The sequence below is a fragment of the Arenibacter algicola genome (assembly GCF_000733925.1).
GTDB lineage: Bacteria > Bacteroidota > Bacteroidia > Flavobacteriales > Flavobacteriaceae > Arenibacter > Arenibacter algicola.
This window is the reverse complement of record NZ_JPOO01000003.1, coordinates 1289907-1302487: the sequence shown is the minus strand read 5'-3', so window position 1 is coordinate 1302487 and position 12581 is coordinate 1289907. Positions and strand designations below refer to the sequence as shown.

General features: G+C 38.1%; 12 protein-coding genes. 3 read left to right on the top strand and 9 right to left on the bottom strand.

Annotated features, from left to right (window positions below):
* The first annotated feature begins 12 nt into the window (after nt 1–12).
* Nucleotides 13–282, top strand: coding sequence for a hypothetical protein (locus U735_RS0116100; RefSeq protein WP_031444811.1), 270 nt, complete (start codon nt 13–15; stop codon nt 280–282).
* A gap of 142 nt (nt 283–424) precedes the next feature.
* Here the strand turns inward: U735_RS0116100 and U735_RS0116095 are convergent, their stop codons facing one another.
* The 4 genes from U735_RS0116095 to U735_RS0116080 all read right to left on the bottom strand — a co-directional run bounded on the left by U735_RS0116095 (nt 425) and on the right by U735_RS0116080 (nt 5696).
* The gene (locus U735_RS0116095; RefSeq protein ID WP_031444810.1) at nt 425–1141 is read right to left on the bottom strand and encodes a DUF4369 domain-containing protein; all 717 of its coding nucleotides are present in this window, start codon (nt 1139–1141) and stop codon (nt 425–427) included.
* 44 nt (nt 1142–1185) lie between these two features.
* Entirely contained in the window at nt 1186–2448 is a 1263-nt protein-coding gene (locus U735_RS0116090) for a DUF819 family protein (protein WP_031444809.1), read from the bottom strand.
* Nucleotides 2449–2492: 44 nt separating this feature from the next.
* Nucleotides 2493–3296: a Cof-type HAD-IIB family hydrolase gene (locus U735_RS0116085; protein WP_031444808.1), complete on the bottom strand. Its 804-nt coding sequence runs from the start codon at nt 3294–3296 to the stop codon at nt 2493–2495.
* Nucleotides 3297–3440: 144 nt separating this feature from the next.
* Nucleotides 3441–5696, bottom strand: coding sequence for a penicillin-binding protein 1A (locus tag U735_RS0116080; protein ID WP_051892186.1), 2256 nt, complete (start codon nt 5694–5696; stop codon nt 3441–3443).
* A 219-nt stretch (nt 5697–5915) separates the two neighbouring features.
* On the opposite strand from U735_RS0116080, the gene U735_RS0116075 reads away from it, so the two are divergent.
* Nucleotides 5916–6689, top strand: a complete 774-nt coding sequence (locus tag U735_RS0116075) for a S1/P1 nuclease (RefSeq protein WP_031444806.1) — start codon at nt 5916–5918, stop codon at nt 6687–6689.
* A 307-nt stretch (nt 6690–6996) separates the two neighbouring features.
* On the opposite strand, the gene U735_RS0116065 is transcribed toward U735_RS0116075, so the two are convergent.
* Both U735_RS0116065 and U735_RS0116060 read right to left on the bottom strand, forming a co-directional pair.
* Nucleotides 6997–7596 (bottom strand): alpha-ketoglutarate-dependent dioxygenase AlkB family protein, encoded by a 600-nt coding sequence (locus tag U735_RS0116065; protein ID WP_031444805.1) that lies wholly within the window; start codon nt 7594–7596, stop codon nt 6997–6999.
* Nucleotides 7593–8465: an AraC family transcriptional regulator gene (locus tag U735_RS0116060; RefSeq protein WP_031444804.1), complete on the bottom strand. Its 873-nt coding sequence runs from the start codon at nt 8463–8465 to the stop codon at nt 7593–7595. Before U735_RS0116060 ends, U735_RS0116065 begins: the two co-directional genes overlap by 4 nt.
* A gap of 219 nt (nt 8466–8684) precedes the next feature.
* Here U735_RS0116060 and U735_RS0116055 point away from each other — a divergent pair, with 219 nt between their 5' ends.
* Nucleotides 8685–9272 (top strand): hypothetical protein, encoded by a 588-nt coding sequence (locus U735_RS0116055; protein ID WP_031444803.1) that lies wholly within the window; start codon nt 8685–8687, stop codon nt 9270–9272.
* Nucleotides 9273–9324: 52 nt separating this feature from the next.
* Here the strand turns inward: U735_RS0116055 and U735_RS0116050 are convergent, their stop codons facing one another.
* The 3 genes from U735_RS0116050 to htpG form a co-directional block, all read right to left on the bottom strand.
* Nucleotides 9325–9972, bottom strand: coding sequence for an MOSC domain-containing protein (locus U735_RS0116050; RefSeq protein ID WP_031444802.1), 648 nt, complete (start codon nt 9970–9972; stop codon nt 9325–9327).
* 171 nt (nt 9973–10143) lie between these two features.
* A complete protein-coding gene (locus U735_RS0116045) occupies nt 10144–10503 on the bottom strand; it encodes a DoxX family protein (protein WP_031444801.1) in 360 nt (119 codons plus the stop codon).
* 74 nt (nt 10504–10577) lie between these two features.
* Entirely contained in the window at nt 10578–12464 is a 1887-nt protein-coding gene (gene htpG, locus U735_RS0116040; RefSeq protein ID WP_031444800.1) for a molecular chaperone HtpG, read from the bottom strand.
* Nucleotides 12465–12581 lie beyond the last annotated feature (117 nt).

Genomic DNA, 12581 nt, shown 5'->3' with positions numbered 1-12581 from the left:
AAAATTTTACCAATGGCAAGTATAAAAGATTTAAAGAAAGACATTAATTACGTTTTAGGGGATATTATTGAAGCGGTGTATTTAGTGGAAGCTTCGGGAAATAAGCAAAATTCAAAAGAAGGTAATGCAATAATAGATAATGCAATAGAAGTCTTTGACGAGTTGATCGCGAAAGTAAACCAGAAGTCAGTGGAGAACAGACCGGCCCATTTAAAATCCGTTAAAGCGGAATTGGAAACCAAAGCAGGTTCTTTAATTGAACAACTTAATAAATTAGGGTAGTATTTCCCTAATTAGGTATTTAAAAAGAGGCTGTCTAAAAAGTCAAGACAGCCTCTTTTTTATTCGGGTAGGTATCGGAGAACTATTCTCAAATACGCAAATTATGGAGGGGTTGAAATACTTTTTAGACGCCCTCTTTTTTTTATTGTTGAGTTTCTTTCTTGAGGTTTTCAATATGTTCTTTCAATTCCTTGCCATATTTGGAATTGGCTACATCAACAGAGAGCGTATTGTTTATGGAATCCAAATATTTAAGGTTGGCATCTGCAACTTCCTTTACAGCAATGTAGGGCGCTACATAGGAATCTGCATTGTTCAACGCAAAATTAATGGCATACAGGTATCCTCTCTTGACATTTTTGTCGGACAAATTTTGAAGGGAATCAAAAGCTGAGGAATCACCTAGGGTTTTGGGATCCATACTCAATCTTGCGTATTCCAAATCCTTAGTATTGAACTTGGACATTACTTCCAGATATTCCTTTAGTTTGTCATTACTTTTGGATCCCTCAATTTTTGCATTCAGGTCAAAGGTATTCCAATTAGTGTTAATGGTAATATTTCCGGGTTCTGCAAAGAAGGTGATTCTGTCATTTATGCTATTGTTGTCCTTTTTATCCAAGTATAGGTAGAACAACTCAGGGCTTTCCAATTCTGTGGTAAAGGAAAAATTACCATCCCCATCCACTACAAGCGAATCAACTGTGACCAAGGTAGTGTCCGCAATGTGTTGCAGATATAGGGTCCCCTTTTTCAACCCCTTTACATTTCCGGTAACGGTCATCGTATTTTCAGTGCTACTGTCCCCGCAAGAGGTGATAATTATTGTCAGTAACGCGACCATTATAATTTTCTTCATATTACTTTTTTTGAAGCGCAAATATCATTAAAGTTTATGGAATTTTAAACTTTTGATGCAATTTCCATTAGAATTGTACAAAGTATGGCACCGCCGGTGCCTACCACATAGCCAAAAACTGCCAGTAAAACACCCACTGAGGTCAATGACGGGTGAAATTCCGCAGCTACTACCGGGGCAGAGGCCGCGCCTCCTACGTTGGCCTGACTACCCACTGCAAGAAAGAAATAGGGGGCCTTGATCAATTTGGCAACAACAATCAACAATACAGCGTGAATCGTGATCCATACAAAACCTATGGCAATTAGGCCCGGATTTTCAAAAACCTTGCCTAAATCCATCTTCATTCCAATAGTAGCCACCAAGATATAGATAAATACGCTACCTAATTTACTTGCTCCGGCACCCTCGTAATTCTTTGCTTTGGTAAAGGAGAGCACTATTCCCACTAGGGTCGCTAGAACAACCATCCAAAAGAAACTGGAACCTAAAAATGATAAAAAACTTTTATTATCGCTTACACTTTCATAAGTACTGGTCAAAAATGAACTGATAAAATCCCCAAAGAAGTGTGAAATACCAACCCCTGTAAAGGCAAAGAACAGCATCATCATATAATCCTTTAAAGTGGGGACCCTGGTTATTTTCTCCGTGAATTTTGAAACCTTTATTCTTAGTTCTTCAATAGCTGAGGTATCAGCCTTAAGCCAACGGTCTATTTTTTTGGTTTTTCCCACGCCCAAAAGAATAATAGCCATCCAAACGTTGGCAACCACTATATCAACCAAAACCATTCCCCCATATTTGTCCGGATTGTACTGATAAATTTCGAGCATTGCAGCTTGGTTGGCTCCCCCACCTATCCAACTACCTGCAATAGTGGCCAAACCTCTCCAAATGGCATCAAAATCGTTCCCACCAACGGTTTCGGGAGAGAATATGGAAATTATTAAAATAGCCAATGGCCCGCCAATTATTATCCCAAACGAACCGGTCAGGAACATGATCAACGCCTTAGATCCCAAATTGGCTATGGCTTTAAGATCAATACTTAAGGTCATTAAAATTAAGGCCGCCGGCAGTAAATATCTACTGGCCATAAAATAAAGACTGGAGGTCTCGTCCGATATTAAACCACTACTGGCCAATATGGAGGGCAGTACATAGCACATTAGAACGGCGGGTACTATATTGTAGAATTTACTCCAAAAACCTGTTTTTATGGAAGAGGTGTAAAATATAAATCCCAAACAAAGGGTGAGTAGTCCAAATACAACGGTATCATTGGTAATAATTGGTTCGTTCATATAAAAATCGGTTCAATTGGGCTATACATTTGCGCCAAATATAATCAAATTAAAATATGCTGTTTTATATAATGGGCCACCCCGTCCTCGGAGTTTTTAAGTGCTAGGGCGCTGGCAATATTTTTTACTTCTTCACGGGCATTTGCCACTGCTATTCCACGACCCACATTTTGAAGCATTTCAATATCATTGTAATTGTCACCAAAGGCAATAACGTCGTTTAAACTTTCATGCGCTTCCAGCAGCAGTTTAATAGCGGTTAATTTGGAAACTGATTTTGGGGCAATTTCGATCAAGGTGTCGTTGGAACGATACAGGTTCAGGGTCTGGCTGAAATTCTTCTGAAGTATCGGGAAGAGCCCGTCGGTATTCTCTTTGTTTCCCATCAGCATAATTTTGTGGGCTCCCATTTTTCTATCCCTCCAGTCCTCAATGGTTGCTTGGGTGTCCCTAAACGTGGGAAGGGTTTTGGTATATTTTATTTCTTTTTGTACCCGCTCCGAGTCCATTTCTACATACCATTCACTTTTGGAATATAGGCCCAGCTGAATTCCGACCTTGTTGGCCATGTCATATATGGAGGCTATTTCGTCTATATGGATGTAGGTGGAGAACAATTCTTTTGAACCGTGTAGTATCAAAGCCCCATTGTAACATATAATGGGTTCGTTTTCTATGCCCAGGTTTTTTTGAATATAGGTCATGGACTGCGGCATTCTGGCCGATACCAGTATAATCCTTAAATGATCCTTTATTCTTTTAATTTCCGAAATTGTAAAATCGGAGACATTATCCTTAAAGGTCAATAAAGTGCCGTCCAAATCGGAACATAAAATTTTGAAATCCATAATGGGATATTGGGAATTTGTAGTTTAATAAACTTTTGGTGTTCAAAGATAAAATTTAGCCATAAAAAACGCCATGGATTTTTGGAAATAGTATAACAAACATTGATATCCTTAAAAATCTCGCGATTGATTTGCGTAATTCCGTTAAGCCTTTTTGTTGCCGGTATTAAAATCCTTTGTTTTCTTCTTTTTCGGGTTCTTGAAAAGCCTTTTAAAAAAACCATCCCTTTTTACGGGGTCGCAATCCAGTTGGTTCATCACCGCCGAATTTGGGGTGGGAAATTTGGCCTTAGTCAAGTAGTTGAAAGAATTATCAGCGTTCAATTTCTGCATCCATAGTGCAAAAATTGGCAATGCCGCATTGGCCCCTTGGCCCAAGCTGGTGCTGCTAAAGCCAATTTCATGGTTGTCCAATCCTACCCAGGTTATATTAAGTAGCTTAGGGGTCAAAGCTACAAACCAGGCATCCTTGTTGTTTTGTGTGGTTCCGGTTTTTCCGGCAATGTCGTTCTTAATGCCATATGTAGAACGAATTCGGGCGGCAGTACCGCTATTCACTGTTGCCTTCATCATCTCTAACATGATTTGGCCCGTTTCTTCCGAAAAGGCTCTTTTATCGGCTACAACTGGTTTAAAGGTCTCAATTATGGAGTCCTTTTCGTTGGTAATTCTTTGTATCAAAAATGGGGAGACAGATCTGCCATTGTTCAAAAAACTGGCATAGGCACCAGCTAGTTCATTTATCTTGATCTCGGCTGTGCCCAATGCCAATGATGGCAGCGAGGGCAATTGGGTTTCAATACCCATTTTCCGCGCTTGTTCTATTACAGTGGGAATACCTGTTTTTTCCAATACCTTAACCGCTACGGTATTTACTGAGTTGCTCAAGGCCTCTTCCATGGAGTAATTTAGGTAGGCCTCATCTTTCTTTCCGGAATTGCTGGGAGACCAACCTTCCATATTCTCATAGGCTACCTCCTGGGCCGAAAAGTAGGTGCAGGGAGATATGCCATTTTCAAGGGCAGCAGTATAGACAATAGGCTTAAAAGCAGAGCCTACCTGACGTTTGCTCTGCGAAATATGATCGTATTTAAAGTGTTTGAAATTAATTCCGCCCAACCATGTTTTAACGGCCCCGGTTTTGGGATCCATGGATAGGGAACCGGTATTTAAGAATTTAAGATAGTGCAATAAACTATCTATGGTGCTGGCAGAGCGAATTTCATCCGTATTCCAATCTATCAAATGCATTTCTTTTTTGAGGTTCATCGAGTCCATTATTGCTTTCTCGTTGAGCCCTGCATTCTTCCATTTTTTGTAAGGCTCTGAACTTTGTATAATTTTATTAATAAGCTTTTGGTCCCTTATCCAAGGCGCTCGCTTGCCATAGCCTTTTTCAAAGCTGTTTTGAAGTGCTTTCATATGCTGCCCCATTGCTTCTTCAGCCAATAGCTGCATTTTGGAATCCAATGTAGTATAAATTTTAAGTCCGGAAGTATAAATATTGTAATCCAGTCCCTTCTCCCTTTGCGCTTTGGCCCAACTAAGCATTTGTTTTCTTACCTCTTCCCTAAAATAGGGAGCTAAGCCCTCATTGTAATCGTAATCCCTATAATCAAGTTGTAATGGAAGAAGTTTAAGGCTATCTGCCGCCTTTTGTGATATAAAATTATTGGAATACATGGACTGCAATACCAAATTACGCCTGGTTGTACTGTTTTTTGGAAAAACACGGGGATTATAACTATAGGTAGCCTTTAACATGCCTACAAGTGTGGCACTTTCTTGCAGCTCAAGTTCCTTAGCCGATTTATTGAAGAACTTTAAGGAAGCACTTTCTATTCCGAAAGTGTTATCGCCAAATGAAACGGTATTCAAATAAAGCATCAGAATCTCCTCCTTGGAGTACATGGATTCCAGCCGGGACGCGATTATCATTTCCTTAAATTTCGATATGGCCAGATTTAATTTTCCAGATTTTTCCCTGGGATATAAATTCTTGGCAAGTTGTTGGCTAATGGTGCTGCCACCCCCAGCCGATTGATCCTGCATCAGTATGGTTTTAAAAGCCACCCGGACTAGACTCTTGTAATCTATTCCTGAATGATCATAAAAACGTTCATCTTCAATGGCTATCAAAGCCTCTATTAAATTTTTGGGTACCGACTCATATGTTATGGGCTGCCTGTCAAACAGAAAATATTTACCTATAAGAACACTGTCTGCCGAATAGACTTCGGAAGCTCTTTGGTAATTGAAATCCGAAAGTTCCTGCTTGCCGGGAAGTTTTCCCCAGGCTCCCATATATATACTTAATATCAATAATAATATAATACCCCCTGTTGCCGTACAGGTGATTATGCCAAATCTTAAATATGGATTTTTTATTTTATTGAACATCAATTTTTATAATTAGGTGCTGCAAGATCAAATTAATAAATCAAATAAGGACTCATCTTAACAATACCTTAAATTGCAATGTCTTATTTTTGGAGGCCTTTTTCAAGCGGATAAATATAATATTTAGTTGTTTAAATGGTAAGGGCTATCTCTTTACATTTTAACTCAGAAGATAAATAACTGACTTGAAAGGTATACTAATAAAACAGTAAAATTCAGATGAAAATATTAATTGCACTTTGTTTTCTATTGGTTCAACTTGGTTACGGTATGGACATGGAATGGTCCAAGACCGGACACCGTACTATTGGGGAGGTTGCGCAGAAGCATTTGTCCCGAAAGACAAAAAACGCCTTAAAGAAACTTTTAAATGGGCAAAGTCTGGCTTTGGTTTCAAATTATGCAGATGAAATAAAGGCCGATCGAAGCTTTTCCAAGTTTGGCCCTTGGCATTATGTAAATTATCCGGCCGATAAAAAATACACTGAGGTTACACCTAGTGAAGAGGGGGATATAATCATTGGAATTGAAAAATGTATAGAAATAATTAAGGATAGGAATACCAAGGAAGAGGATAGGGTATTTTACTTAAAAATGTTGGTTCATTTAATAGGGGACCTTCACCAACCTATGCATGTGGGCAGGTTGGAGGATAAAGGGGGCAATGATATCCAATTGCAATGGTTTGGAAGAGGTACCAATCTCCATAGGTTGTGGGACTCCAATATGATAGATGACTACGGTATGAGTTATTCGGAATTGGCAAATAATTTACCGGAGCTGACCAAGGGGCAAATTAAATTTATACAACAGGGTAATATATATGACTGGGTGGAGGAATCCCAGGAAATAGCCAACGACCTTTATGATTCTGTAGAAATAGGTGAAAAATTGGGTTATGCCTATGGTTATAAGTACTGGGCTACCTTAGAGAAACAACTACAAAAGGGGGGGCTGCGTTTGGCCAAGGTATTGAACGAGTTATTTTCTTAAGTAATTCGTGTAAATACTATAATAAAGTAACAGAGCTGTTATCCTAATTGGTAAACCTCGGAGTTAGGTATTATCTATAGCTATAGTCTGCTTATGATCAGTAGTTTATAGTGTTGTTGATTTTCTTGGGCCTATTATCGAAAAAAACATAGCTTTTGACCAATATTTATATTATTTGGCAAAGAAATTGAGTTATTATTATTGAAGTTGGGTGTGAGGAGACTAACGTAAATGCCTGGTAGGTTAGGGGCAGTATCCAACGGAAATAACAAAGGCATAAAAAAATCGGTTTTCGCAACCGATTTTTTTATTTAATGACCCTAAAGGTAATATTGATTCTTTCCTGTACAGTTTTGGCGGTTTTTGGAACTTGGTGGTACCAACAATGCTGGGTTTCACCTTTCATAAGTAGTAAACTTCCGTGTACCAATAATAATTTTTGCTTTAAATCCTTTTTTAATTTATGCTTTAGGTGAAAGTATCGTTCCTGTCCAAGGCTTATCGATGCAATTATGGGATTTTTACCCAAAGTCTTCTCGTCATCTGCATGCCAACCATTGCTATCTCTGCCATTTCTATAGAGATTTAACAAACAACTTGTAAAGCGTACATCTATTTCCATTTGTAGCTTATTCCTTAATTCCAGTAATTCAGCTGTAAACGTATGGGGTTGCATTGTAATATTGGAATAGGAATAGGGTCTGCTGTTGTCCCCAAATAGGGCGGTCAACCTAGGCTGCGGGTATGTTTTGCCAAATACTGTAATCTCATCCTGCTGCCAAGGGGTTGTTTCCTTAAGTGCCTTAAAATAATGATTCGCTTCAGCTGTACTTAAAAAGGCGGGATAATATACAATATCACTATCAGGAAGTTGAAGTTCTAATTTATTGGTAAATAAAGGTTTCACGACTGAAGTACACTTTTCAGCTCGTTTCTATACTCGGACGGATTCTGACCTGTAAAAGCTTTAAAGGACTTGTTGAAATGTGAGAAATTGTTGAACCCACTTTCAAAACATACCTCTGTTATACTAATGGGCTTTTCTGCCAATAATTTTGAGGCATGTACCAATCTACATTCATTAACAAACTGAACAAAAGTCTTATTTGTTATTTTTTTAAAGTATCTGCAGAACGACGGTACTGTCATACTCACCAAATCAGAAATCTCTTCCAAGGTTATTTCCTCCTTAAAGTTTGTCTTTACATAATTGAAGACAATATTTATCCTGTCATTATCTTTTACTTCTGTTTGAAGTGAAAAGCCTTGGGCGTTCAGTACTTGATATTCCTTGGAGTTGCCCAGTTCATTTAGGATGTTTAGAATGGAAAGCAGACGTTGAAAATCTGTCTGATATTCCATGATTTCGATTTTTTCACCAATTTTTTTCTTGGTACTGCCTGTGAAGGCCACACCACCACTTGCAATTTGGAAAAGGCTTTGTATTTTTCTCATCTCCGGAATGTTGAAAAAGTCGTTGCCCAAAAAATCCTGTTTCATTTGCACCACGCTTTCACTTTTATTGCCTGTAAGCACATCCGTGAATCCGCAGTGTGGAAGATTAGATCCGATCAAAATCAGATCGCCATCGGTATAATAGGAAACGTGGCTTCCGATTTGTCGCTTTCCGGAACCCCCATTAACATAAACCAGTTCAATTTCAGGGTGATAATGCCAAACCCCTACTTTATTAGGGTTGTGTTCATCAAATTGTTGATAGGTATAAGAATGACCGAAATCGGGTTCTATTACCTCAAATGCAGGTTTAGGTATCATATGATAATTTCATTAGGTATAGTAAAGATACTATAGCTATTTTGGACAATTCTGTGCAAATTTAACCTAAATGTGTCTAAAATTAACCCCTTAACATTTATTTAATATTGCATGATGGTAAAATAGAATAGAAACTGGAGAATTCTGGAGTAGTGGGAAGGGAATTCCTGCTCTACATTTGTCATATAAATGATTTATTAATATTAAATCCTAAATGTTATGAAAGCAGTTTTAAAATTAACAGCAATGGCAGCCTTATTACTTAGTAGTACTATAGCAATGGCCAACGACCCAGGAATGTATTTGACAACAGTTAAAGAAGCAAAAAGATTGGTTCTTAAATTAAATAAGCAAACTGAATCTTCTATTTTGACTTTGACCGATACGGAGAAGCATCAAATATTCATGGAGAATATTAAGGAAGACGAGGATTACACTAAAAAGTTCGACTTGTCAAAATTGGAAGAAGGTCTTTACTATTTAAAGATGGAAAGCCTTATCAGGACTGTGGAGTTTACTATTAGTGTTGAGGATTCCGAGGTAAATGTTATAGCTCGTGACGAGATAACAAAACCATTCTTCAGAAAAAATGGTAATGTAATTTATTTAAATTACTTGAACCAAAAGCTAAGCCCTGTAGTTATTAATGTGGTAGACAGTTCCAACAGGGTTGTCTTTACTCAAAAATTTGATAAAGAATTGGTTGTAGGAAAGGTTTTCAACTTTACCAATGCTGTAAAAGATGAGTATACAGTATCTGTAAGCGAAGGTGCCAATACTTACTACGAAACTATTTCGGTGAATTAATGTCTTAAAAAGTAAATATTATTAAAAGTAAAAAATAGGGGCCGATCGGCCCCTATTTTATTTCCTGCTCAACGTATTTTTTAAGTCGATCTCTTTTGTATTCGGGTAGCGAAGGGTTGTTTATCGCTTTTTGAAGCAGCACAGGGTCTTTTTGCTTTGCAAGAATTATTTGAAAGCATTCCTTTACGGTTAGGGTGTTTTCGGATTTTTCCTGCAGTATAAGTTCATCTCCATTTTTTACCTCGCCTTCCTCCAAAATACGAACGTAGGTCCCGGAATACCCATAATCTATGAATTCCTTTAATATTTTGGCATTGCCAAAGCGAACACCAAGTTTGTAACAGGGTTCCCTGGGTTGTGAGACCTGAACCACAGCGTTGCCAATTTTATAGATATCGCCTATTCTCATAATAGATTCATCCAAACCTTCAACGGTAAGATTTTCTCCGAACATTCCCCAATCCCAATTTAATTCAGGATATATTCCTTTCCAATACGGGTAGTGATCTGAAGCAAATAGATAACAGGCTTTATTGATTCCTGCATGATGCTCCCTGTCTATAACCGTGTCCTTATGAACATCAATTTTGCCTAGAAAAAGAGGTTCGTCCGTAGGATATTTAAATATCCCTGTTTGCTCCTCCCTTCCATTCCAAAGAAAGGTGGTGGCTTTTCCGATATTTGTGGAGATGATTTTCATAGTATAAAGATAGAAATACCCCAAATATAATAATGATGTTTGAATGTATTGATATCAAAATTTTATCTAAATCCTTGGCAAGCCAATTGGTTAAATTACAATATATTATCGTACTAGGGCCATGCATAAGGCATCGCATTCATGGAATGGCTACTCTGATATATAGTAAATTTACAGCTCCAAATATAAATAAGCCCAGTACATAAGGGCAAATTGAAGTGGGATTCTTAGAATTAGGATCCATTTTGGGATTCCTGCCGACTCTTTTTCGCCCTTTAGCATATAAAAGTGGACCAATAGGAATACGGCAAGCATTAAAATGATGCCAATGACAGCAATGTTTTTAGTAGCAGGCAAGCACAGTCCCAGACCTAAAACAATTTCCGCCAGGCCACTGAGGTAAACCAGGAGTTTATGATTTGGCAAATACCTAGGCATTATTCTCAAATATATTTTTGGAACAATAAAATGCATAATACCGGCAATGACATAAATTGATCCTAAAAGGTAAAGGTGCCAGGGGTAGTCCATTTGGTAAAGATATAAATAAAAAAAGCTGAATTACACTAGGCAATTCAGCTTCTTACAATTAATGTTAAAAATGATTACTTCACCATTTCATAACTTCTCTTAATGAACTTGGTGAGTTCTTCACCTTTCAATAGTCCTTTGGACAAACGTGCCAGATCCAAGGATTGGTTAATAAGTCGCTCCTTCTTTTTGGCAGTTTTGGTATTTAAAATTTCAGAAACCAATTCATGGTTGGTGTTCACTACCAAATTATACATTTCCGGCATATTTCCCATGCCGAACATTCCACCACCGCCTGTTTGCTGCATTTCTTTCATACGTCGCATAAACTCTGGCTCTGTAATGATGAACGGAGAGGAGTTGCTATCCATGGCTTCCAATTGAATGGTATAGCTTTTATTATTGATAGTAGTTTCGATATCTTTTTTTAGGGACTCTTTTTCTTCATCGGACAACTTGGATATTTGGGTGTCTTCTTTTTTGATGAGATTGTCCAAATGATCTGCATCCACTCGTGCAAAGGAAATTTTCTCCTTGGAGGTTTCCAGTTTTTGCATTAAGTGCGATACTATAGGCGAATCCAACAATAATACCTCAAAGCCTTTGGCCTTGGCAGCCTCTATATAACTGTGCTGTTCTTCCTTGTTAGAGGCATAAAGTATTACTAATTTATCGTCCTTGTCCGTTTGATTCGGCTTTAATTTTTCCTGTAATTCTTCAAAAGTATAATAGGCGCCGTCTACAGTTGGATATAGAGCAAATTTGTCCGCTTTTTCAAAGAACTTGTCTTCAGAAAGCATTCCGTATTCAATGACGATTTTGATATCGTTCCATTTTGCTTCAAAGTCTTCCCTGCTATTTTTAAACAAGGAGCTTAATTTATCGGCCACTTTACGGGTGATATAGGTCGAAATTTTCTTGACCGCTCCATCGGCCTGTAAATAAGATCTACTCACGTTCAATGGAATATCCGGAGAATCTATAACCCCTCTCAGCATGGTCAAAAACTCAGGTACGATTCCTTCCACATTGTCAGTGACAAAAACCTGGTTTTGGTATAATTGAATCCTATCCTTTTGGGTGTTTAAATCATTGGTCAATTTTGGGAAATACAAAATCCCGGTCAGATTAAAAGGATAATCTACGTTTAAGTGTATGTGGAACAAAGGCTCCTCAAATTGCATAGGGTAGAGTTCCCTATAGAATCCTTTATAATCTTCATCCTTTAATTCTGTTGGCTGTTTGGTCCAAGCAGGATTGGGATTGTTAATTATGTTGTCTACCTCCTTTGTAGGGGCAGGATCTTCCTCTTTGGCGCCTTCCGGTTTTGGAAGTGTCTCCGTTGTAGTCCCAAACTTAATAGGGATAGGCATAAACTTGTTGTACTTTCTAAGCAAGGTGCCAATTTTACCCTCTTCCAAAAATTCTGTGGAATCCTCCGCGATGTGGAGAATTATTTCTGTACCGCGGGTAGTTTTCTTCGCTTTTTTTAGGGTGAAATTAGGCGATCCATCACAGGTCCAATGTGCTGCCGGCTCATCTTTATAGCTCTTGGTGATAATTTCTACTTTAGCAGCAACCATGAAGGCGGAATAGAACCCTAGTCCAAAATGTCCAATAATACCTGAGTCTTTGGCAGAATCCTTGTATTTGTCCAAGAATTCTTCGGCCCCTGAAAATGCAATTTCATTGATGTATTTCTGTACTTCCTCCTCGGTCATTCCTACACCTTGGTCAATGATATGTATTTTCTTTCCTTCCTTATCTATCTTTACCTCAATAAGTGGATTTCCATATTCTACCTTGGCTTCCCCAATAGTAGTAAGGTGCTTTAGTTTTAAAGTCGCATCTGTTGCGTTTGAAATAAGCTCCCGTAAAAATATTTCATGGTCGCTGTATAAGAATTTTTTTATGAGCGGAAATATGTTCTCTACGGAAACATTGATCTTGCCTGTGGCCATACTTCTAGTTTTTTTTAGTTTAACGACTTAACACTGTCAAAAAAAATACCATTTTTGGAGGATGTGACAAACTGACATTTTTTAGGGGTTTAAAATGCTCCTAATGTCATTGTGTGT